The organism is Dyella sedimenti (assembly GCF_022760995.1).
Taxonomy (GTDB): domain Bacteria; phylum Pseudomonadota; class Gammaproteobacteria; order Xanthomonadales; family Rhodanobacteraceae; genus Dyella; species Dyella sedimenti.
The window spans coordinates 178363-201489 of the sequence record NZ_JAKWJO010000008.1 but is presented as its reverse complement, the minus strand read 5'-3'; the positions used below and the strand labels follow the sequence as shown (position 1 = coordinate 201489).

General features: G+C 64.3%; 25 protein-coding genes and 1 pseudogene. All 26 read left to right on the top strand.

What is annotated here, in order from left to right:
• The first annotated feature begins 11 nt into the window (after window positions 1-11).
• Window positions 12-572: a DUF2857 domain-containing protein gene (locus MJ605_RS16445; RefSeq protein ID WP_023093474.1), complete on the top strand. Its 561-nt coding sequence runs from the start codon at window positions 12-14 to the stop codon at window positions 570-572.
• 3 nt (window positions 573-575) lie between these two features.
• Window positions 576-1808: an STY4528 family pathogenicity island replication protein gene (locus MJ605_RS16440; RefSeq protein ID WP_243042549.1), complete on the top strand. Its 1233-nt coding sequence runs from the start codon at window positions 576-578 to the stop codon at window positions 1806-1808.
• A gap of 318 nt (window positions 1809-2126) precedes the next feature.
• Entirely contained in the window at window positions 2127-2906 is a 780-nt protein-coding gene (locus tag MJ605_RS16435; RefSeq protein ID WP_023093472.1) for a PFL_4669 family integrating conjugative element protein, read from the top strand.
• The gene (locus tag MJ605_RS16430; protein WP_033894837.1) at window positions 2903-3430 is read left to right on the top strand and encodes a DUF3158 family protein; all 528 of its coding nucleotides are present in this window, start codon (window positions 2903-2905) and stop codon (window positions 3428-3430) included. Before MJ605_RS16435 ends, MJ605_RS16430 begins: the two co-directional genes overlap by 4 nt.
• Before the next feature lie 71 nt (window positions 3431-3501).
• Window positions 3502-3942, top strand: coding sequence for a single-stranded DNA-binding protein (locus MJ605_RS16425; RefSeq protein WP_033894836.1), 441 nt, complete (start codon window positions 3502-3504; stop codon window positions 3940-3942).
• Window positions 3943-4221: 279 nt separating this feature from the next.
• On the top strand, window positions 4222-6234 hold the full coding sequence (locus MJ605_RS16420) for a DNA topoisomerase III (RefSeq protein WP_023657257.1): 2013 nt from the start codon (window positions 4222-4224) through the stop codon (window positions 6232-6234).
• A 519-nt stretch (window positions 6235-6753) separates the two neighbouring features.
• A complete protein-coding gene (locus MJ605_RS16415; RefSeq protein WP_033936685.1) occupies window positions 6754-8361 on the top strand; it encodes a DNA cytosine methyltransferase in 1608 nt (535 codons plus the stop codon).
• A gap of 243 nt (window positions 8362-8604) precedes the next feature.
• On the top strand, window positions 8605-9162 hold the full coding sequence (locus tag MJ605_RS16410; protein ID WP_023657255.1) for a hypothetical protein: 558 nt from the start codon (window positions 8605-8607) through the stop codon (window positions 9160-9162).
• A gap of 329 nt (window positions 9163-9491) precedes the next feature.
• Entirely contained in the window at window positions 9492-9704 is a 213-nt protein-coding gene (locus MJ605_RS16405; protein ID WP_023657254.1) for a hypothetical protein, read from the top strand.
• 21 nt (window positions 9705-9725) lie between these two features.
• Entirely contained in the window at window positions 9726-10118 is a 393-nt protein-coding gene (locus MJ605_RS16400; protein ID WP_023657253.1) for a hypothetical protein, read from the top strand.
• Window positions 10119-10292: 174 nt separating this feature from the next.
• Window positions 10293-10979, top strand: coding sequence for a hypothetical protein (locus MJ605_RS16395; protein WP_033894834.1), 687 nt, complete (start codon window positions 10293-10295; stop codon window positions 10977-10979).
• 80 nt (window positions 10980-11059) lie between these two features.
• Window positions 11060-11797, top strand: a complete 738-nt coding sequence (locus MJ605_RS16390; protein WP_023657251.1) for a DUF5983 family protein — start codon at window positions 11060-11062, stop codon at window positions 11795-11797.
• Between the two features lie 96 nt (window positions 11798-11893).
• Window positions 11894-12172, top strand: a complete 279-nt coding sequence (locus MJ605_RS16385) for a hypothetical protein (protein ID WP_023657250.1) — start codon at window positions 11894-11896, stop codon at window positions 12170-12172.
• A gap of 283 nt (window positions 12173-12455) precedes the next feature.
• A complete protein-coding gene (locus MJ605_RS16380) occupies window positions 12456-13268 on the top strand; it encodes a hypothetical protein (protein ID WP_023093461.1) in 813 nt (270 codons plus the stop codon).
• A gap of 123 nt (window positions 13269-13391) precedes the next feature.
• Window positions 13392-13745 (top strand): DUF3085 domain-containing protein, encoded by a 354-nt coding sequence (locus MJ605_RS16375; protein ID WP_023657248.1) that lies wholly within the window; start codon window positions 13392-13394, stop codon window positions 13743-13745.
• A gap of 366 nt (window positions 13746-14111) precedes the next feature.
• Window positions 14112-15029: a DUF3577 domain-containing protein gene (locus tag MJ605_RS16370; protein WP_023657247.1), complete on the top strand. Its 918-nt coding sequence runs from the start codon at window positions 14112-14114 to the stop codon at window positions 15027-15029.
• Window positions 15030-15086: 57 nt separating this feature from the next.
• Window positions 15087-15779: a DUF3275 family protein gene (locus MJ605_RS16365; RefSeq protein WP_023657246.1), complete on the top strand. Its 693-nt coding sequence runs from the start codon at window positions 15087-15089 to the stop codon at window positions 15777-15779.
• Window positions 15780-15873: 94 nt separating this feature from the next.
• Window positions 15874-16200, top strand: a complete 327-nt coding sequence (locus tag MJ605_RS16360; protein WP_023093457.1) for a hypothetical protein — start codon at window positions 15874-15876, stop codon at window positions 16198-16200.
• 101 nt (window positions 16201-16301) lie between these two features.
• Complete coding sequence (locus tag MJ605_RS16355) at window positions 16302-16709, top strand: hypothetical protein (protein WP_023657245.1); 408 nt, start codon at window positions 16302-16304, stop codon at window positions 16707-16709.
• A 16-nt stretch (window positions 16710-16725) separates the two neighbouring features.
• Window positions 16726-16986 (top strand): hypothetical protein, encoded by a 261-nt coding sequence (locus tag MJ605_RS16350; RefSeq protein WP_023657244.1) that lies wholly within the window; start codon window positions 16726-16728, stop codon window positions 16984-16986.
• A gap of 76 nt (window positions 16987-17062) precedes the next feature.
• Complete coding sequence (locus MJ605_RS16345; protein ID WP_023657243.1) at window positions 17063-17710, top strand: hypothetical protein; 648 nt, start codon at window positions 17063-17065, stop codon at window positions 17708-17710.
• Between the two features lie 48 nt (window positions 17711-17758).
• Window positions 17759-18883: pseudogene (locus MJ605_RS16340) on the top strand (DUF6094 domain-containing protein); the annotation flags it as partial.
• 50 nt (window positions 18884-18933) lie between these two features.
• The gene (locus tag MJ605_RS16335; protein ID WP_023657241.1) at window positions 18934-19254 is read left to right on the top strand and encodes a hypothetical protein; all 321 of its coding nucleotides are present in this window, start codon (window positions 18934-18936) and stop codon (window positions 19252-19254) included.
• Window positions 19255-19344: 90 nt separating this feature from the next.
• Window positions 19345-19650 carry a hypothetical protein gene (locus tag MJ605_RS16330; protein WP_023103916.1) on the top strand — a complete coding sequence of 102 codons (306 nt, stop codon included), beginning with the start codon at window positions 19345-19347 and terminating at the stop codon, window positions 19648-19650.
• A gap of 135 nt (window positions 19651-19785) precedes the next feature.
• Window positions 19786-22065: a helicase-related protein gene (locus tag MJ605_RS16325; RefSeq protein WP_033894833.1), complete on the top strand. Its 2280-nt coding sequence runs from the start codon at window positions 19786-19788 to the stop codon at window positions 22063-22065.
• A gap of 113 nt (window positions 22066-22178) precedes the next feature.
• Window positions 22179-23048: a hypothetical protein gene (locus MJ605_RS16320; protein WP_023657239.1), complete on the top strand. Its 870-nt coding sequence runs from the start codon at window positions 22179-22181 to the stop codon at window positions 23046-23048.
• The last annotated feature ends 79 nt before the right edge of the window (window positions 23049-23127 follow it).

The window sequence follows — 23127 nt, the reverse complement described above, 5'->3', positions numbered from 1 at the left end:
GGGAGGCCAGCATGTCCGCACCACACCCACTCAACCAGGCCGTCATCGCCCAGGCCCTCTATGACTTGCGCAATGGGCAACTGCGCCGGTGCAAACTGATGGGGTTTGGCGAGGAAGAACTGGACGCCCTCAAGCATCCCGCGCTCATCAGCGTGCTGGCCAACGCTAACGTCTCCTGGTGCTCGGTGACGGTCAACCGCGAAGTGCTCCGGCGACTGCTCAAGCAGGCGCAGGACGTGGAGAAGGAAATCGCCACGGTCGATCGCATGCTCAGGCTGGGCGCGAGCACCGAGATGGTCAGTCGGTTCTATGGCCTGACCCACCAGGAGGTGGCGCTTCGCCGCGAAATCCTCGGCCTGCCGAAGCGCAAGGGCCGCCACCCCGTGCTGGACGAGAAACAGGACACGGAGCTGTGGCGGCAATGGAAGGCCGTGACCGGCAGCAGGAATGTCGATCTCGAAGACGAAACCTCCATCCTCGACGCCACCATGGACTTGGCCGAAGGCATGTCGCTGCCTCTGTCGGTGGTCTGGGCCTCGATCAAAAGCTGGGTCGATCAGGGATTGGGTTGAGCCATGGCCGTGGACGACACCGCACCACGCCGTGGCCCCGTCGCACTTGCTGACCTGTTCGACGCCGCCTTGAAAGACCTCGTGCCCAAGCCCAACCCCAGTGCGCCAGCACCCATGCCTGCGCCGACGCCCGCCACGTCCGGCGATGCCTTCCTCTTCAGCGGCAACCGGCATGAGACCGTGCCGCGGCGGCTGTTCCTCGACCGTCGCCTGACGCCGCTGGAGCGCAACGCCTGGCAGGTGTTCCGGCTGATGCTCAACGACGATGGCGTGACCGCCTTCCCGACGTATGAGCAGCTTCGACCATGGCTGGCGTCGATGCCCTGCGCCGGGCAGGCCTCGCATGAAACCGTGGCCCGAGCGTTGACGCTGTTGCGCCTCACCAGATGGTTGAGCCTGGTGCGGCGACGGCGTGACCCCAAGACCGGCCGCATCCTCGGCAACCTCTATGTTCTGCACGACGAACCGCTGACGCCCTTCGAGGCCATGCAGCTCGACGCCGACTACCTGGCACTGGTCAGCCAGTCCCTTGGCCATTCGGCCAAGGCCGTCCAGATGGTCGGCCTGAACACCCTCAAGGAGATCGCGGAAGATCCGCTGCTCTCCGGGCGCACACTGCCGTCGCGGCTGCAGGTCCTGGCAGAACGCCTCGCCAGCCAAGGCATCACGGCCGCCGAGAGTTATCCACAGGAGGATGCCGCCCACGAATCCGAAGAAGGAGCATCGAGCCTTCTTCGGAATGCGGATGACCCGTCTTCGGAATCCGAAGCAGAGGCGAAACCTGCGCCAGACGCCTATCTTCGGAATCCGAAGCAGGCCCGTACAGTACGTAGTAGTCGTATTAATGAAGTACGTACTACCGCGCAGGCGCGCGCGCTGGGCGATCTGCAATGGCCCAAGCGCTTCACGGAACTGAAGGCAGAACAGCAGACAGGTGCCAGGGTGGCATTGCAGCAGGTCGATGCCGCGCTGAGACAGGCCGTGCTGGACGAATGGGCCACGCGATGCAGCAATCATGGCATCCGCAATCCTGCGGGGTATCTGTTCGGCATCATCCAGCGCGCCATCCATGGCGAGTTCAATGCCTGGGCCAAGAAAGACGCGCCATCGGCATCCGTCCCGCCAAACGAGCGGCCACCACCAGCACCGCCACCTCAGCCGCAGGGTAAGCCAGTGCCGCCGGAAGTCGCCAAGCAGCACATCGAGCGGCTACGCAATCTGCTCGCCAGCAAGTGAGTCGTCATGCAAGGCGGTGAAAGTAGATGTCCATGGCCGCCAGTAGAGCTATCCCCTGGGGATAGTTCCGCTGCTGGGCACAACGCCAGGCTGTCGCAGGCCTGGGATCGACCCTCTGCCGCAGCATCGGTGTTGTCCCCCCTGATCCCGGCGTGCAGCGTTCGTTGGCGCTCCATGGAGCTATCCCCAGGGGATAGCTCATGCCGCATGCAACCGCCACGCCCTAAACCGGGGCCGGCCGGGATTCGGATTCTTGACTGACTGCCTTCCGCTTCCTGCCGAAGCTGGCCGCTCCTTTTCCAACAACGAGCGGACACCATGGCAACCAATGAACCTCTGCAACTGAATCTCGGCTCCCTGCGCAGTGCGATGTCGCTGACCCTGCACACCCACCACGCTTCCCGCATCTGGCACGGCCGCGCCGCCACCGAGGGGCGACCGGGCATCGTCGGCCTGAACGGCTACATCGCCCAGATGAACAAGATGCGGCGGGGCTCGGAGCAGGACGACCCATACAGCGACTTCTGGATGCTGCGCATTGAGGAAAAGCTCGACCACACCAAGGCCACGCTGCAATCGCTGCGCGAGCAGGTTGACCAGGCGCTGGCGAGCGTGCCGCCAGCGCTTAGCCTGGGCGAAAACCTCAACGTGCAGCCGGTCAAGCTGCCGCTCTTCGTCAACGCGCAGCTCGGCTTTGCCGCGGTCTATCTTCTGGCCGACTACGACGACATCGCCCGCAAGCTGATCCTCGCCCATCACACCGCGCTCATTGACCGCAGCACCTTGGAACGCTGGCTCAACGAGGGCGCACATTCACTGCGCAGCCTGTTCTCGCTGGCCCAGCAGTACCGCTATTCGGGCTGCACACGCGATGATTTCGCGTCGAAGAATGCCGCAGCGCGGGCCGCGCTGGAGAAGTACGGCGAACTGCCGCAGGACGTGCTGGAAGGCACTCGCCGCTCGAAGTTTGCGCCGCCCATCGTGCGCCGTGGCCTGCAGCAGCGCAGCGACGGTCCTGCCGAAGCACCTCCGCCCGGAGATGAAGCCACCACCGCAGAGCCGCCCGAAACCGCAGCCGACGAGGACGAGCCGGCATGAGCGATCCGAACCAACCGACCCGCTACTTCCGAGGCCTGCAACAGGGTGCCTTCATGCGGCTGGAACACGCAGCCTCTCTAAAAGGCCTTTTAAAGCCTTTTAAGGGTAAAGGGGACTTCGAGGCCTGGGCCAGCCAGTGCTTCGCCATGCGCGACGAGTTGATTGCCCTGGCACAGCGACAGGTGCTGGAGCAGGCATGCGGGCACCCCTTCCACCTGCTGTCCATCGAACTGGCCCAACAGACAACCGGCGCAGGAACCGTCTTCTTGCGCTGGCGCAGGCACGACAGGTCGGCCATGGGCGTGGCGCTGTGGCGGGAGCTGATCGCCAGCACCAGCACGCCCGTCAACCTGCTGGCCGACCTGCACGCGATCGAGCTGCAGCGCATCACGTTGAACATGCAGATCAGCCTGCTGCACACCTTGGGCAGGCAGGCGCAGGAATGCGCCAGCAAGGCGGCCCAGGCGGACGACGCCTACCTGCGCCGACTCACGCCCATTCCCGCCCCAATGCGCGATCGATGATTGCGCCGGGCATCCAGCACGCTCCCGACGCCGACGAGGCACGGGTATTCGACCACCACGGAGATCACACCATGAGCACGCATTTTTCCGGCGAAGGCAACATCGGCTCGCCACCGGAGTACCGCGAATTCCCCAACGGCAACGACGAACCCAGCCGCCTGCTGCGCCTGAACGTCTATTTCGATAACCCCGTACCCAAGAAGGATGGCACCTTTGAGGATCGGGGCGGCTTCTGGGCGCCGGTGGAAATCTGGCACCGCGACGCCGAGCACTGGAAGGACCTGTACCAGAAAGGCATGCGCGTGCTGGTCGTCGGCCGCATGGAGCGCGAACCCTGGACGGACAACGAGGATCAGCCGCGCGAGACCTGGCAGATCAATGCGCGCAGCGTCGGCATCCTGCCGTTCCGCATCGAATCCGTGACCCTCAGCCCAAAGCCGCAGGAGGCAGAGCCCAAGCCCCAGGCCGCGCAGGAACCGGCTGCGCCGAAAGAATCCAAACGCAGGAAGTGAACCAGCTTGGAGGGCGGTGGCACGTCTTCGCCGCCCTCCATGCGCTGGTGGAGCTATCCCCAGGGGATAGCTCCACCAGCGTCCACTGACTTCCACGCGCTCCCGCAAATCGCAGCTCCCGATCCGCACACCTGCGGCCACGCGCGCCTCCCGTACAAGCGATTCCATCCCGTGAAAGCGGTCGCCGCCGCATGCGGCTTGTTTGCTGCTGCCCCAGGCGGCGCTCGGCATCCTCGATTCCAGCAACTCCATGAACAACGGGAATCGGGATGGACGGACATGCGGCTGTTCTTGTGCGAGAAGCCCTCCCAGGGCAAAGACATTGGCCGGATTCTCGGTGCCACGCAGCGCGGTGAAGGCTGCCTCAACGGTTCCGGCGTCACCGTCACCTGGTGCATCGGCCATCTCGTCGAAGCGGCAGCCCCCGAGGTCTATGACGCGGCGCTCAAGCGCTGGTCGCTGGAGCAGTTGCCCATCATTCCTCAGCACTGGCGGGTCGAGGTCAAACCGAAAACCGCCACGCAGTTCAAGGTCGTCAAGGCGCTTCTGGCGAAGGCGACCCAGCTTGTCATCGCCACTGATGCCGACCGCGAAGGCGAGTTGATCGCCCGCGAGATCATCGATCTGTGCGGCTACCGCGGTCCCATCGAACGGCTGTGGCTGTCGGCGCTCAACGATGCGTCCATCCGCGCCGCGCTCGGCAAGCTCCGGCCGTCGGCCGAGACCCTGCCGATGTACTACTCGGCACTGGCGCGCTCTCGGGCGGACTGGCTCGTCGGCATGAACCTCAGCCGCTTGTTCACGGTGCTGGGACGACAGGCCGGCTATGACGGCGTGCTGTCGGTCGGCCGCGTCCAGACCCCCACGCTCAAACTGGTCGTGGACCGCGACCGCGAGATCGCCGCCTTCGTGTCCGTGCCGTACTGGGCCATCGACGTGTCCCTGTCCGCTGGTGGCCAGACTTTCACCGCGCAATGGGTTCCCCCGAAAGCATGCACCGACGACGCCGGCCGCTGCCTGCAGCAGCCCATCGCGCAGCACGCCGCGCAGCAGATCCGCGTCGCGGACAGCGCCCAGGTGGTGTCGGTCGAAACTGAGCGCGTGCGGGAAGGCCCGCCGCTGCCGTTCGACCTGGGGACCTTGCAGGAGGTGTGTTCCAAGCAGCTTGGGCTGGATGTGCAGGAGACCTTGGACATTGCTCAGGCCCTGTACGAGACGCACAAGGCCACGACGTACCCGCGCTCCGATTCGGGATACCTGCCCGAAAGCATGTTCGCCGAGGTGCCAACGGTTCTCGACAGCCTGGTCAAGACCGATCCGTCGCTGCGACCGATCATGGACCAGCTCGACCGCACTCAACGCTCACGCGCCTGGAACGACGCAAAGGTGTCCGCGCACCACGGCATCATCCCGACGCTCGAACCGGCGAACCTCTCGACCATGAGTGAGAAGGAACTGGCAGTGTATCGGCTGATCCGGGCGCACTACCTGGCGCAATTCCTTCCTCACCACGAGTTCGACCGCACCGTGGCGAACCTCTCCTGCGGCCAGCAGACGCTGGCGGCCACCGGCAAGCAGGTCGTCGTCAAGGGTTGGCGCCTGGTGCTGGCCGAACCGCAAATTGAGGAGGATGGCGCCCCTGCGGCGCGCAGCCAGGTACTGCCCGCGCTGCGCGAGGGGCTGGCATGTCAGGTGGCCGACGTCGATCTGAAGGCGCTCAAGACGCTGCCCCCTCGGCCCTATACGCAAGGCGAGTTGGTCAAGTCCATGAAGGGCGTCGCCAAACTGGTCTCGGACCCGCGCCTGAAACAGAAGCTCAAGGATACGGTCGGCATCGGAACCGAAGCGACGCGGGCCAACATCATCAGTGGCCTGCTGACGCGGGGCTACCTCGTGAAGAAGGGCCGCGCCATCCGTGCCTCGGATGCGGCCTTCACCCTGATCGACGCGGTACCCACAGCGATTGCCGACCCAGGGACAACCGCCGTCTGGGAACAGGCGCTGGACATGATCGAAGCTGGGCAGCTCACGCTGGACGTATTCATCAGCAAGCAGGCTGCATGGATCTCACAGTTGATAGCGCAGTACGGCAACACGTCCCTGTCCATCAAGGTTCCCCAAGGGCCGGCTTGCCCGCAGTGCGGTGCGCCCACGCGCCAGCGCACCGGCAAGAGCGGCCCGTTCTGGTCATGCAGCCGCTACCCCGACTGCAAAGGCACTCTGCCGGTCGAATCCGGCACGTCCAAGCGTAGTGCCTCGCGTCCGCGCAGTGGCGGCCGCAAAGGCTCCTGACCGACCCCGTTCCCCGTGAGCCGTGCCCGCCATCGGCGGCGCGGCCTGTGTCCCGCATGCCCTGCGGGACACCCAGCGCGCAACGCCTTCTTGTCCGTGTGCGCGTCCCGCTTGGTCATCCCCGGCCGCGGGACCTGAAGGTAGCTTCTCCGCGAACCGCCTCCCGCGCGTTCTGCTGATCTGCATTTCTCCCGCCTCTGCGAAGGGTCCCCCGATGGCTTGCCAAGCTGCGCGAGCCACCCGGAGACCCTTCGCGGTCAGCGGTATTCGGTGCCGGTGCCCGCCGGCGCAAAAACGGGCTCCCTTTGTGCGCGGATGTGCGCCAGACGATGCCGACGCGAACCACGACATGCGCCGGGTGTGATTGCTGATGAGCAGACGGTTCTAGCGACGACCGGGCCTGCACCAGCCCACGGGTGGTTCTTTCCTCCCGAGCCGAAGGCCGCAAGGCCTTCGGCGCCTTTCTCCTGCCTATCAACGTCCCGGCCCGCCCCGGGCCACACGAACAGGAGACCCGACATGAACCCGCAACCTTGCACCCTTCGCGGTGCGCCCCAGGCCGCGCCACTGCTGTATGGCAGCGTGTGCAGCGGCATCGAGGCCGCGAGCCTCGCCTGGCAACCCCTCGGCCTTGAAGCCGCGTGGTTCGCCGAGATCGACCCGTTCCCGAGCGCCGTGCTCGCTCACCGTTACCCCCACGTGCCCAACCTGGGCGACATGACCGCGATCGCCCGTCAGGTGCGCGCCGGCACCGTGCCGGCGCCCGACATCCTGGTCGGCGGCACGCCATGCCAGTCGTTCAGCGTTGCCGGCGCCCGCCAGGGACTGGATGACCCGCGCGGCGCCTTGACCCTTGCCTATGTGGAGCTTGCAAATGCCATCGACCAAACCCGCCACCAAGACCGCCGCCCGCCGGCAACGCTCGTCTGGGAAAACGTCCCCGGCGTCCTCAACGACCGCAGCAATGCCTTCGGACATTTCCTGGGGGCACTGGCCGGAGAAGGCCGTGCGCTCCAGCCACCAGGGGAAAAATGGGCGCACGCTGGTTGTGTGTCTGGACCCCGCCGCCGCATCGCCTGGCGCGTGCTCGACGCTCAATATTTCGGTGTCGCCCAACGCCGCAAGCGCGTGTTTCTTGTGGCAAGTGGTGGAGATGGTCTCGATCCCACCGAAGTACTTTTTGAGCGCGCAGGCCTGCTCGGGGATTCTTCTGCGGGCCGCGCGCCGTGGCAAGAAGCTGCCCGCGCTGTTGAACCAGGTGCTGCAGCAGCAGGCGGATACGCAGGATTCGCCGGGCTGACGCAGCCCTACGGCAAGGTCACCACGATGGCCGGATTCAGCGGCGGCACCGGCCCCGTCGATGTTGCGGCATGCCTGATGGCCGCGGGTCCCAAGCACGACATCCGCACCGAGACGTTCATGGTGCAGTCCGTCGCCGGCAGCATCGCCCATACCCTCGACACCGCCAACAACGGCAAGGGCAGCAGCGAGGACGGCACTGGCAAGGGCGTGCCGATCATCGCCTTCACCGCCCAGGGCAGCGGCGCGGATGCCACGATCGACCTGACGCCAACGCTGCGTGCCGGCGGGCATCGCAACAGTCATGCAAACGCCGGCGTCGTACCCGCCATCGCCTTCGCGCAGAACAACCGCGGCGAAGTGCGCTTCGAGTCAGGCCATGGACAGGTAGCTTGCACCGTCCTGTCCAACGGCAAGCCGGGCTACGGCGTGCCTATGGTGGCCTGCGTTGCCCTCCGGGGACGGCCGCAGGGTCTTGCCGCCGAGCTGGGCGGCAGCGTAGCGGCCGCGCTGCGTACCAGCGGCGGCGGTGCTGACAAGCCCCATGTGCTGGCCCCCGACTTCGAGGCCCATTTCCGCTACGACTGGAACGACCCCGGCCCCGGCGACTGGTCGCAATGGCGGGTGCGGCGGCTGATGCCGATGGAGTGCGAGCGGCTGCAGGGCATGCCCGACGACTACACGCTGATCCCGTATCGCGGGAAGCCTGCCGCTGACGCTCCGCGCTACAAGGCGATCGGCAACTCCATGGCCGTCCCATGCATGGGTTGGCTGGGCCACCGGCTGGTGCAGTGCCTGCACAAGACGGGCTCGACCGCTTCGGATTGATCGACGACGCAGCCTGCGCGCCGCGCCATTCTCGTCCCTGCATTGCCGATGTATCGGCAGCAGCCCGCAGCCAGGGTGTCAAGGCTGCCGTGGGTTCCGCCCACGCCACCCGCCAGTTCGCTTCGGCATCTCACCGGCGAACGCTGCCCACCGGGGCATCGATGCCTCCTTTCTCTAACCCACGGGATGGTCGCCACGTCCCGTCAGGGACGTGTCGTCACCCGGTCGATTTCAGGACTTCCCATGGACACCATCACCAAGCAAGACCGCATCATGCTGAAGAACCTCAAGGTCGCCGACTTCGCCAGCGAGGAAACGCTGTGCTTCACCGCGACCGTCGTGTTCGACGGCACTCCCATCGCCGAGGCCCGCAACGACGGCCACGGCGGCTCGACGTTCATCCGCGCGCTCGAAGGCAGGGCGGCGCTGCTGGCTCAGGCCGAAGCCTTCGCCAAGGGCCTGCCGCCTTCGCCTCTCGATCTCGGCAAGGAGGGTGAAGACCCTCATTACATCGACATGACGCTCGACTTCCTGGTCGATGAGCTGGCCGATACCATGCACGCGGAACGCAAGGTGCGATCCGCTTTCAACCGCGACATCGGCAACAAGGTGCTGTTCATCAAGGACGGCAAACTGCTGTTCATCAAGGGCATCAAGCTCAAGGCCATCGCCGACCGCAAGGCGTACTTCGCTTCGCTGCGCGCCCGGCAGGCCCAGCCCATCGTCATCCTCGCCGAGCTTCCGCCCGAGCAGGCATTCGACCTGTGGAAGCAGCATGTCCTGGGCGACAAGCCCGATTGACCCAGCGCCACCGCACCCTCCTGACAGCCCCGCACTCGATGCGGGGCTTTTCTTTTCTGCGCCCATCAATCGGGGCTGGGTCGGATGCCGTTTTCCCACTGACGCCGAGCGGCCCTCGCACGAAGCTGCCCGCATGTTCGCTGATTCGTCAGCACATGCCAGCAGCCAGGGTTCCAGGCTGCCGCGGGTCTCTCCCGCGTTGCCCACCAGTCCGCATCGCATCAAGTCTGCGGACGCGCGTCCTCGTGACGTCGATGCCTTTTATCAACCGCGTGCGGGAGCTGCCATCCCGTGAGGGACAAGGCCCCGCTTTTCAAAGGAGTCCGTCCATGTCCCAGCAAGCCTCTTTCGGCCAACTGGCCTCGACCTACTGCGGCAAGTTCCTGCCGCTCGAAGTCCTGCAAAGCGCCGCCGGTCACTACATCGGCACGCACGATACCGAAGGTCCCGTTTCGCGGGAATCCCGCGAGTACTTCCGCAGCTACGCCGCAGCTCAACGTGCGCTCGAAAGAGGCGGCTGGACCCAGCTCGCCACGCCCTGATCCAACTGGAGGAATCACGTCATGAACCAGCTTCTGCCGCAGGAAGTCGTCGATCAGATCATGCGGGAAGAGCAGCATTTCGCTGCCGCGCCCCAAGCCTTCTTCGAGACCTGGAAGCGTGGTGTCGAGATCGCCGGCCCGCAATGGTTCGGCGACGGCACCCGCGAAGGCCTGAACCAGGCCAACACCAAGTGGGATTTGCGTCCCGACATGCTGCGGCTCAACGATGCCCTCGGCGTCCTGAGCAGCGGCGAACGCATGTTCCTGTCCGCCATGGTCAGCTTCTACAACGCGCGCGAGGGCGGTGCCATGCTCAAGCGCTGCCACTTCGACGGGCTGTCGGACTTCGACGGTCTCGACCTGGAACGCCGCAAAGTCATCGCCGACCTGCTGGTGAACTACAGCGGTTGGTGAGCCGGTCTCCGGCACGCCACTGTCCTCTCGATCCCACGTGAGGGACATGCGCCCATGAGGCCATGTCCCTCAATTTTTCTTACCCATCGCCCGGCGCCAACGGCCTTGGGCTATTCCCGCGGATGCCATCGTCCGCATGGGCTGGCTCCGCTCACTTCCCCGAAAGGAGCCACCATGGCAAACAACTACTACGAAGGCACGGGCGTTCTCGTGCTCGACCGCGTTACTCCCGTCATCAAGGCGCTGTTCGGCGCCTTTGCGCTGGATGAAAACCATCCCGGCAATGGACAGGCTTACATCGCCCAGATCGCCGAGACCAATGACCCGCGCTGGACGGATGTGCTGGATGGCCTGGAAGACCTGGCCACACAACTCGGCATCCCCATGCCCGACGACGAAGAACTGTCGATTCCACCTCTGCTTGAACGGCTGACCGGGCACTTCGGTGCTGACCAGGACTGGGAGCTGGAGAACCTCATCGAGCACCACCAGTTCGAGGACAGCGCCGACCTGGAAGCCTTGTTTCTGATCGCCTCCTGCCTCGATGACGGTCATCACCTGACCGCCATCCAGTTCGAGGGTTGCTGGCATTGCAGCAAACCGAGGCTGTTCGAGTTCGGCGGCAACGGCTGCTACCTGAGCCGCGAGGCCCAGGTCTTCAGAACGTCCTCGCAGGCACTCCAACTCGGCGACCAACTGCGCAAGACCATCGTGGCCACCGACATCGAAGAGGCCTCGGCGTTGATCGCGCTGGAGGCCGCCAACCTGCTTGCCGGCATCACCGACGAGCATTTCCGCCTGAATGTGCGCCATCGCATCGCCGAACGGTTGGCCCAGACGCCAACGATCAGCGCCGACTGACGCATTTTCCACTTTCAACCCACCGGGTCCAATTCCCGGTGGCGGGGATTGGCTCCATTATTCAATTCTGGAGAGTTCCCATGTCCCTGAAACCCAATCCCTTTCTCCGCGGCTACTGGAATCTGAAAATCGTCCGCACGCTGTGCATCGGCTACGACGACGGAAGCCCGCATGTCTGGCGAATCATCCACGCCAGCCAACAGCACTTTTCCGACGAGGAGCTGATTTCATCCTCGTGCATCGTCACAAGCGATTTCGCCGTGGTCAGGAATGGTCCCGAACCCGTGAGTGCCGAGGTGCTGGCCGAATGCGATGCCGGTGAAGGTGTCAGCGGCGAAGGCATAATCGGCGCCGTGGTCTATGCCATCCATGGCGATGACTTCGACGGCCGCCCCGTCCACGTCGCCGACACCTATTCGGCTGAAGCAGCACGGAAAGTCGTGCAGCGCCTGAGTTTCGAGACCGGCTACTACAGCCGGTGCTGGGAAATCAGCAGTGCACACATAAGCGAGGAAACCGGCCAATACCTCGCCAACCTGGCAGACCTCGCCACGCCGGAGGCCTTCCTGTTCATCGCGTTCCGGGTTCCTTACAGCCCGGCGATCGGCATCAAGCTGATCTCTACCCCCTGGACGGGCAAGAACCTGGAGCACGTCGAGGGGATCAGTGCGGAGCAGCTTCGCCAGGAGCACCGAAGCAAAGGCATGCCGGATGACCTGGCGAACGTCATTGAACTGGCTGGCCAAGCCGATGTGCGCATCCTGATTCTCGACGCCGACGCGCCCGTGCTGTTGGGCCTGCCGTTGGCCGAGTCCTAGCAGCCACGCGACACAACATCCTTCCTCTTTGTTCTCCCCATACCAGCCCGTCTCCCTCCCGGAGCCGGGCTGGTTCATTTTCATAGGAGCAACCTCATGTTCCCCGACCTCATCCCTAGCACGTCCGACTTCGAGTACCAGCTCGGTTCCTGCGTCAATGCCATGGGCCAGGACGACGCCATCGGCCAGATCCTGGTATTCGAGCGCATGAGCGGCACGCTGCACATGCGCCATGTCGCCAGCGCCGAACTGGTGGACACCGACATTGACGACTACGAAATGGTCGTCTTCGACGGTGGCAACACCAGCGGCGATACATGGAAACATGTCTTCTTCCCACGTCAGCGAGAACACTACTTCGTGTACGAAGCCTGACCCAACCAAGCCCCTTTCGAGGGGCTTTTTCTTGTCCGAAGCGCTGGAAATCGGGTGCGACGCTGTGCGATTTCTTGCGGGCAGGCCGCCCATTTCAGAGCCATCCTTGCTCCATGTTCGTCGGCGTTGCCGACACATGCCCTGGCAGCCGAGGCCTTCAAGGCTGCAAGTGCGGGACACCGTGCTGGTCGATTCTTCCTACGGACGTACCGCGTCCATCCACCCACAAGGGACCTCTCCCTTGTGGGCGGGGAATCCCTTGTTCTTTCTCAAGGAGATTCCCATGGATCGCTCTCTCATCAAGACCCTGATGCCTTCGCTTGTCGCAGGCCATGTGCCCCGCAACGTGCGGTCGTTCAAGTACCGCGTGTTCGATGATCAGCCGCAATCCTCGACGCTGGGCTTCGCCATCGATCCCCAACCCTTCGACGGCAAGGTGGTCGCGGCGAATGACGATGCCATCGTCGTCAAGCTCAAGCCCAGCGAGTTCGCGGTGCTCGACCCCAACCTGGTGACCACCGTCCCGAGCGAGGGCGCCAAGGTTCATGTCCAACCCTACGCCCGGCGACGTTTCGACGGCCTGCGCGCGGACACCCCGGAAGTCGTCACCGAGAAGACTTCGGATGGCACGCCTTACACCATCACGAGGCATATCCTCGGCAAAGCGCCCGCCAAGCTGCCCATTCCCGAGCCGCAGTGCATGGAACTGGGCCAACTCATCGAGCAGTTGGAGGAGATGCCCGCGCCCGACGGGTTCCGGTGCATCACCCACATGCTGGTCGATGCAGGTGCCCGCGACTTCGTCTGGGTCGATCCCAAGCCCTCCAAGATCATCGAGACCCCGCCGGCGATCAGCTTCACGGTTTCAACCACCAAGTTCGAGGGTCAGGTGACGATCCTCTACGACCGTGGCGGCGACACCTACGTGGTGGAGCTGCATCGCGACGGTGAATTGATCGATCGGCACGACGAGGTGTATTTCGACATGCTCGGTGACGTGCTAGAGCGGCTCATCGACGACGGGCGCTGGCGCCTGATCGACGTCAGCGTGATCGACGCCAAAGCTCCTCGGCGACGTCAGGCGGTTCCAGCCTGACATGCCAGACAGGAAGCCCAGCGGCACGACTGACCAGTCCATAGCCTACCGGCGACTGCCCCACAAGCCTTCCATCCGTTTGGGTGGAGGGCTTTTTCTTCATCCATACAGGAGATTTCAACCATGTCACTGCGATTCAGAGGCTCCGACCTGCGCCCAGTGCTTGCCGAGGCCATCGCCAACCAATGCCGCGTCGCCCTGGCCAAGGACCAGGGCGTGTACTTCCTCGCCGAGCGCGGAGAGCGCCGCCCCGATGGCCGCGTGAAGCTGCTGGCCTATGCCGTCGGCTGCAACCCGGATACCGACCCGTTCGCTGACTGGTGGGAACTGGCACGCGCCGAACTTGGAGGCGACGACTTCGGCGAGTTCTTCGACCCGAAAGACAGCGTTTTCACTCGCATTCTGCAAAGCTCAGATGATCTGGAGCTGTCCGCCACCGCTACGCATCTGTCACTGGCGGCGGTGGAATCGGCGTAGTCAAAAATGTCCGCATACCCTTTGAAGCCCCCATTTTGGGGGCTTCTTTTTGGGCGGAACTGGGCAGCCTGGAAAAAATGGGAAGCGCCCGGATGCCGATTGATTGCTGTCGCACGCGCGAGGCCCGGCCATTCTGCCCCCATGCCTGCTGACGTCGTCAGCGACATGCCAGGCAACCATCGGTCTTCGAGGTTGCGGCGCAGTTTCGACTGCGTGACCGAGCCAGCTCGCACCGCATCCATTCGCGAGCGGCCACCAGTCTCTGGTGGCGGATGCTTTCGCCTTATCAACCCACCGCGGGGTTACGCACCTCTCCCCGCATGCGTGGGCTGGTGTGTCTCCGCTTCATCCCTATGGAGATTCACCATGAACACCACTTCAAACGAGAAATCGTATTTCGACCTCCACACTTCGGGCATCGGCTACATCCAGCGTGTCCGTGAAGTGCCCGTCAGGGGCGGCCGCCGAGCGCAGCCTTTCCTGGCATGCACCATCGCCGCGCTGGTCGGCCCTGCCAGGGACCCCAGCTACCGCTACTTCGACGTCAAAGTCTCGGGTGCCGAGGCCAAGAAGCTCGTCCAGCGCTACATCGGCGTTGACGATCCCAAGCAGCGCCCACTGGTGCGCTTCCGCACTGGCGATCTGCGCGCCGATCCCTTCATCCGCGACAAGGGTGAACGCAAGGGCGAAGTAGGCGGGTCTCTCAAGGCCCGGCTGCTCAAGACCGAACTGATTGACCGGGCCGAACTGGCCTCGATCAAGCAGCACGAGCTGATCACCCGCGGCATCGGCTACCTCAGCCGCCCGAAGGACGTCACTCCCAAAGACGGTGATCCCTTCCTGTCGTGCTGCATCGCAGCGCTGACCGGCCCTGTCGATGAACCGGAGTATCGGTATTTCGACACGATCGTCGCCACCCCTGAAGCCGAGCACCTGGTTCGCCGGTGCGTGCAGGCCATCGAAGCGGATCGCAAAGTGCTGGTCGCCTTCCGTCTGAACGACATGAAGATCGATCCGTACATCCGCACCAAGGGCGAGCACGCCGGGGAACCGGCCGCGAGTCTGGAATCGACGCTGGTCCACATCGGTCTGATCAAGATCGATGGCACCCAGGTCTATCCCACGAGCCAGGCGCAAGCCGAGGCACCGCAGGCCCAGGACGCATCCGCGCCCGAAGCCGAGGACGCTGCCGACACCGCTGCCGAGCAGCCTGCCGCGGCCGCCGAGCGCGAGCCCGCAGGTGAAGTCGAGGAGCAGGAGCCGGCATTGGCTGCTTCGTTCTGATCCGGCATGGCCCCTCACGGGGCCTTGCCTTTTTCCTATTTCTCAAGGAGAAGCATCATGGCAGTCACATCGGCACCCGAGAAATCGGCCACGCCCATCATCGTCCCGGGCCAGCTCGCGCTGCGCACCATTCACGGCCGCAACGGAAAGTTCAACGTTGGCAAGCTCGAATGCCAACTCGGCAAGTTCACGATAAAAGATGCCGAACTGGAGCAGTACCCCGAGGGCAAGTACCAAGGGGAATTCGTGCTCCGCTACATCTTCCTCAAAGGCTATCCGATCAGCGACGGCAGCATGCGTTTCGAGATGCGCGCCAACCTGGACGGCATGACACTTTTCGGCATCGACAAGCTGAGCAAGGCCGAAGCACATAGCTTCGCCCCGCAGGAAGTCGATCCGCTCGATGAAGAGCAAGGGCCGCCGTCTGCGACAACGCCGGTCAAGGCCGCCAAGGCATCCAGGTCCGCCAAATCTGCACCCGTGCAGGCCTCCGCGGACCCGCTGATCGATACGACGCCCTTCGGCGTGGACGCGCCGCCGCCTGCTACGGCTGCTGCCCCCGGCAGCACCGAGGATGGCGACGCCGCACTGTTCGGCCTGTTGTGGCCGCTGGGCGAGTCCGTGAAGCTGGATTCGACCATCGACCGCCGCGCCCTGCGCGCGCAGATCGCCCGCCTGGGCGAACTGGGCTACGCGCTGGACTTCAAGACGCAGGAGTGGAGCCGCCAGGCCGAACTGCAACCTGCGTGACCATGGGCGCCGCATCCGCGGTGTCCTTCATCCACCCGCCGGGGTTCCTTCCCCATGCGGGGGAGGCCTCGGCTCCTTTTTGGAGGTCTCCATCATGTCCACCATCGCTTGCGATTCCCCTCGCTCCGCTCTGGATGAACCCGCTTGGCGGGCTCTCTGCGAGACGGAAGCCGCACAAGCCACCAAGGGGTGCGGACTGTCTCACGACTACTACGTCGAACGCTTCAGTTCGGCGATCGACGAGCAAGTTGCTCGATTGCCCGAAGACCAACGCGCACAAGCGCTGCAGATCGCACAGGAATGGGACTACGCGACACCGGCCGAAAGGCAGGAAGCCCAGGACTGGAACGCTGAACACGGCTATTGCTCGCACGGAATCGAACTGGGTTATTGCCCGGCCGGTTGCGATTCGGACTACTGAAGTCCGGCACACGTCATCGCCGCTTGATCGGATTTTCACCACCCGTCGGGGTTCTCCCCCTGCGGGAGGCCTCCGACTCTACTTTTTCCAGGAGGCCTCTCATGGGCTGGTATTTCTCTCATCAATCGCGGTCTGAACTGATCGCGGAACTGATCGCCCCGCAGGAGACCGAGCGCGTCAGCGCGAAGGTCATCGCTCACGCACTGCGCGGTAACGTGCTGTGGTCCGTGGTCGAAATGACCGCCAAGGTCGAGGGTGTGCATCGTGATCTCGCGCCGGGCCAGTCCCTGCGCTACATCCGCTGCGATCTGCTGGAACGCAGCGGCAACCAGTGGGGCTACAAACCGCTGGAAGAGTCCATGCACCCGTACTACTACTCGTGCCCGCTGTCCTATCTGGACCTCGCACCGGAGCAGTCCGCCGACTGGCGTGCAGGCGTTCGCGCCTACCACGCACGGCGGCGCACACCCACGGCTGTCACGGCTCCCGCCGCGACGCTGATGGCCTGAGTCAGGAGGAACCGACATGGACCCGATCCTGGCTGCGCTCTCACCCTCGCTGCTGGCAGTCGTTGAAGGAAGTTTGTCCAACGACGAAGTGTCTTCCGACGAGGAAATGCAGGAGTACTTCATCAGCAACGGCCTCACCGAGGAACAGGCACGGCAGGCTCTGACCTACCGCGACCAGTACCTCAACAACATCTACCTGGACGGCTTCACGCCGATCACCGCGGTGGACGAGGCGCTTCACTTCAACCCGCACACCCGGCAGTTCGAGCCGGACTGAGCGATTTTCTTCCACCCCCTGGGGCAGTACCTGCCCCAGCGGGCGGTGCTGTTCCCGTTCATCCGAGGACACCACCATGCCCGCAAACACTTCTTCCACGCTGTACCGCATCGACGAATGCCCGGACGTGATGGCCGACGCCTGCGTCGGCGATGACCAGGGCAACCTGATCTTCCTGTCCATCTGGGCACGCGACACCGCCGTCCAGCAGTTCCTCGCTCGCCTGACCCTCGGGCGCGACGAGCAGGGACTGGACCAGTTTCACGTCATCACCGACCAGGGCGGCAGCGTCCCGGTGTTCATCGGCAACGTCGATCGGCTGGAAAAGCGCATCACGCGCGCCTATCGGCGAACGCTGTTCGGTTCGCTGTCCAACGTGTGGCTGTTCGACCGGCGCTGCGTCAAGCCCGACAAGGCCAACGCCAGCGCATTGGCATTGCTGCCGCGCGACAGCGCCCACCGGCTTGACCGCCTGTGGATGCTGGTGCGGGACACCTGCCCGTTGCCGCTGCTCGACCACTGGCGCGAGACCGTGCTGGAACTGCTGCAAAGCCGCGAGATGCTGGCCCGCCTTCCGTTCGCCCTCGGGCCGCTGGAAGGCCATCGGCTCGCCATCGACGTGCCGGCGCTGACCCTGGCGCTGGGCTCCCTGATCCGCAGTGACGCGCTCACCGCCTATCCCTATCCGACCAAGATTTGGACGCCGGAAGCGGTAGCGGCTTGACCCCCTCGGAGGCACGTCTCGGCGTGCTTCCGTCTTTCATCCCCCGCCAACCAGGAGACTTCCATGGCCCTCATGTTCCCGCGGCTCGCCCGCAATTTCGCCAAGAACGGTTACTACCCGACCGACGAACCCACGCTCGAAAGAGCCCTCAACGCACTGATGCCCAGCGACGGACCGATGTGCATCCTCGATCCCTGCGCCGGCGAAGGCGTGGCGATCGCCGAAGCCGCCCATGCCCTCGGGCGCGGGCAGGCCAAGGCGTTCGCCGTCGAGTTCGACGCGGAGCGGGCACGCCATGCCCGCAGCCTGGTCGATCACTGCCTGCACGCGGACCTGATGGACACGATGGTCTCCAAGCAGTCCTTCGGGCTGCTCTGGCTCAACCCGCCATATGGCGACCTGTCCAAGGATGTCAACGGCAACATCGGTTACCAAGGCCAGGGCCGTGCCCGCCTCGAAAAGCTGTTCTATCAGCGTTCGCTGTCGCTGCTGCAGTACGGCGGCATGCTGATCTTCATCGTCCCCGGCTACGTGCTCGACGCGGAGCTGGTTGGTTGGCTGACACGCCACTACATCGATCTGCGGATCTACCGAGCGGTGGAAACGCAGTTCAAGCAGGTGGTGATCTTTGGCCGAAGGGTGCGCCAGCGCGAGCAGGCCCCCGATGGCGTCAAGGCCGTGCGCAACCTGCTGCTGCAGGTTGGGCTTGGCGAAGTCGAAGCCGAGGAACTTCCGAGCGAGTGGCCGTTCCTGCCATACATCGTCCCCGCCAGTCCGGCCGAGCCGGAGCATTTCTTCCGCGTGACGATGGAGCCCGAACAGTTCGCCGACGAGGTTGGCAGGCTGCAGGGCCTCTGGCCGTCGCTGGACACGCACTTGGGGGCCGCGCAGCAGTCGCTGCGTCCACCGGCGCGAGCCTTGTCCCACTGGCATCTCGCCCTGGCCTTGGCCGCGGGCGCGATCTCCGGCGTTGTGCGCTCCCAGACGGGGCGCGTGCTCGTCGTCAAAGGTGACACCCACAAGGACAAGACGCTCCAGCGGGAATTCACCGAACGCGAAGACGGCTCCATCGCCGAGACCCGCATCCTCACCGACAAGTTTGTGCCCGTCATCCGCGCGTGGGACATGACGCCTGGCTCCGCGACACGGGGCGAAGTGTTGACCATCCGCTGATCCACCGGACGCGCTGCCGTCCTGCTGTACCACATCGAAGGAGAAACACCATGTTCCCCAATCCGTTCAAGCGGCCAGCGCCGCACAAGCAACCGTTGTTCGCACCGAGTACGTTGAAGTTGAGCGAGAAGGTGCATTGGCTGGCCCGAAAAGGCCTGATCGACCCCTTAGCCTATGTCCAGCGCCATGTGCGCGGGGACTGGGGCGAGATCGATGAGGCCACACGCCAAGCCAACGACGTGGCGATCCAACAGGACAACCTGATGATCTCGCAGTTCAGGATCACGCCGGACCTGGCGCTGATCGTCAAGACCAGCGAGGACCACCAGACCACGGTGATCCAGCTTCCCGAAGAGCGGGACCTGATCTGACGTCCCCACATCGTCATCCTCATTCTCCTGACGGAGCCACTTCACTCCGGCAGGGGTGTCGTGGCTCAATGACTCATCAAGGAGGAGCCCATGGCATCACATCGCATCGAAACCTACTGTCAGAACCTGGCGTTCCCCATCGGGGCGCTTATCTTCAGCAAAGGCATTGACCGCCTGGTCCGCTCGGGTCGCCTCGACCCGATCCCGTACTTCAGGCGCCACACCCGTGGCGACTGGGGCGACGTCAACGTCCAGCAATGGCAGGCCAACAGCACCGCGCTTCAATCAGGCGCATCGCTGGCATCGCACTACGTGATCCATCCGGGGCTGGCCATTCGCATCGTTACCGACGCGGAGCGCCACGCCACCGTCATCGTTCTGCCGTCCGAGGACTGAGCACGGTTCAGCCGCTGACCACCCAGGCCAGCACCTTCAATCACCTTCGGCCAAGCGCCGATTCTCTTCCCACCACGGGGCATGCCACTGCCCCGCTGGGGGTGGTGCATGCCCCATTTTCTTTGGAGCATCACCATGTCCCTCGATCTCGAAACCAATGCCGCTGAAGCCGCACCCGTACAGGGCGAGCTGCTCGACGCGGAATCTTCCCCTCTGACCCTGAGCCTTCAGGATTTCGTCAGCGAGTTCGGCGACGAACTGCTCGACGCCCTCAACAGCGCCAATCCGCCGGTCTATACCGGCCAACCGCAGGCGCACCGGCAACTCGTCGTCGCCAGCCTCAAGCGCAAGCTGTTCCAGGCCCAGGCCGAAGTCGTCCACGCCGCCGCCGAGTTGCTGATCGACCGTGGCGAACGCGCCGCGATCGTCAATGGCGAAATGGGTTGCGGCAAGACGACCGTCGGCATCGCCACGGCCGCCGTGCTCAACGCCGAAGGCTACCGCCGCACCCTGGTGCTTTCGCCACCGCACCTTGTTTACAAGTGGCGGCGCGAGATCCAGGAGACGGTAGCGGGCGCCAAAGTGTGGGTGCTCAACGGGCCGGATACGCTCGTCAAGCTCATCAAGCTGCGTGAGCAGTTGGATGTCCAGCCCACGGGTCAGGAGTTCTTCGTCCTTGGCCGCGTGAGGATGCGAATGGGCTTCCACTGGAAGCCTGTCTTCACCCAGCGGCTCACCCGCCACGGCGACGTGGCGGCCTGCCCGGACTGCGGCACGGTCATCACCGACCTCGACGGCGAGCCGGTCAACCCGGTCGCGCTCGAAGCCGAGGAGTACCGCAGGAAGTGCAGCCATTGCGCAGCGCCCCTGTGGACGCTGATCCGCCCACGCAGCCTGTCCGGCAGCGACCAGTCCTCGGCCGTGCTGAAAGCCTTGAAGCGCATCCCGACCATCGGGGCAGTCACCGCGCAGAAGCTGATGCAGAAGTTCGGAGACGGCTTCCTGGCCTCGATGCTCGGCGACAACATCCATGAGTTCATCAACCTCATGGACGGCAACGGCGAGCTGGTGTTTTCCGACCGTCAGGCCACCCGCATGGAACGTGCGATGGCCAACATGGAGTTCGGCTTTGGCGAAGGCGGCTACCAGCCGTCCGAGTTCATCAAACGCTACCTGCCGCAAGGCACGTTCGACCTGCTCATCGCCGACGAGGCGCACGAGTACAAGAACGGCGGCAGTGCCCAAGGCCAGGCCATGGGCGTGCTGGCAGCGAAGGCTCGCAAGACCTTGCTGCTGACTGGCACGCTGATGGGCGGCTACGGGGACGACCTGTTCTACCTGCTGTTCCGAGCCCTTCCGGGGCGGATGATCGAAGATGGCTACCGCCCGACCACGAGCGGCAGCATGACCTCGGCCGCGATGGCGTTCATGCGCGATCACGGGGTCTTGAAGGACATCTACTCCGAGAGCACCGGCACGGCGCACAAGACGGCCAAGGGCACCAAGGTATCGGTGCGCACGGTCAAGGCCCCGGGCTTCGGCCCCAAGGGCGTCTTGCGCTGCATCCTGCCGTTCACGATCTTCCTCAAGCTCAAGGACATCGGCGGCAACGTCCTGCCGCCGTATGACGAGGAGTTCCGCGAAGTCGCGATGGACACGGCGCAAGCCGCGGCCTCCCGCGATCTGGCGGGTCGGCTGACCGCGGAGCTGAAACAGGCTCTTGCACGACGCGATACGACCTTGCTGGGTGTGGTGCTCAATGTGCTGCTGGCTTGGCCAGATTGCTGCTTCCGGTCGGAGACCGTGGTGCATCCGCGCACGCGCAACACCTTGGCGTTCGTCCCGGCTCAGTTCAACGAGTTCGAGATCAGCCCCAAGGAGCGTGAGCTGATCGACATCTGCAAACAGGAGAAGGCACAGGGCCGCAAGGTGCTGGCCTACACGGTCTATACCGGCACGCGCGATACCACGTCGCGCCTGAAGGTGCTGCTGGAGCAGGAAGGTTTTCGGGTGGCAGTGCTGCGCGCAAGCGTGGATGCCAGCCGTCGCGAAGACTGGATCGCCGAGCAGTTGGACCGGGGCATCGACGTGCTCATCACCAATCCCGAGCTTGTCAAGACGGGGTTGGACTTGCTGGACTTTCCCACGATTGTGTTCATGCAATCCGGCTACAACGTTTATTCGCTCCAGCAGGCGGCACGCCGCTCTTGGCGCATCGGGCAGAAGCACCCCGTGCGCGTGATCTACCTCGGCTACGCCGGCTCCTCGCAGATGACCTGCCTCGAACTGATGGCCAAGAAGATCATGGTCTCGCAGTCCACCTCGGGCGACGTGCCCGAATCGGGGTTGGACGTCCTGAACCAGGATGGTGATTCGGTCGAGGTCGCACTGGCCCGGCAACTGGTCGCCGCCTGATCCCCACGCCAACGCCGGCCTAGCGCCGCCGGCTTTCCGTTGTTCCCACCTTGCAGCCACGTCCACGGTCTCCGTGAACGTGGCTGCGCTCTTTTCATTCCAAGGAGATTTCCATGAACACCCATACCCAAACTACGCACGAAGTCGCTAACGCTCGCCTCACGCTGGACGTGGCCTACCTGCTCAATGACGAGGCCGCACCGGAGATGCTGGCCCGGCTGCGCGGCATGTGCGAACGCGCCATCGGCGAGGGTCTGCTGACCGGCGACACCGCCGCGGAAGTGGATGCCTGGTCGATCGACGTGTCCGTGGCGCAGCCGGCGACTGACCGCGATGCGCTGGAAGCCGAGATCGCCGCCTTCATGCAACAGCGCATTGAGGATGGCGGTCTGGACGCTGAAGACATCCCCGTGCGCCTGGCGCGCTATGGCCTGATGGCCTCCGATGCATTCGTCGCCGAAATGCGCGAACGCATGGACATGGCCAACGAAGAAACCCAGGGCCAAGCCCTCATTCCTTCGGCCGACCCAGCCGATGAAGGCGAGATCGAAAGCCAAGTCGCCATCGCCTGCATCAACGCTTCGGGCATGTCCGAGATGCCAATCTTCACCGTCAGGACCACCCAGGAGGAATACGACCTGGGTATCCACCGCGACAAGGCCAAAGACCTCGCCGAAGAAGCCGGGTACGAATGGCCATTCGTCTGCTTCGACGCTGCCGAACAAGGAGCCATCCTGTCAGCCGCCCGCGAACTGGGCCTCGTCCGGCAGGTGGTCGTGGTCGATATGACCGACGGCCAGATCCACTCCATCCGCTGCGATGCCGGCGAGATCAAGGTCATCTGTTACGACACCCGCGATACCGACGAGTATTCGGCGGCGGTGGCGGATCGGCCCCTCGGCGAGAACGGCCAGCTCGTGCGCTGCTGGGCGCATGCCCAACTGGCACAGGTCGATCCCGGCTTGAAGCTGGCTCGGGATTGATTCGGCAGGGTCCGATCTGCGCTTTCACTGGCCCCTTCGGGGGCCTTTTTCTTTGGAGTGAGGCTGTCGGGAAATCGGG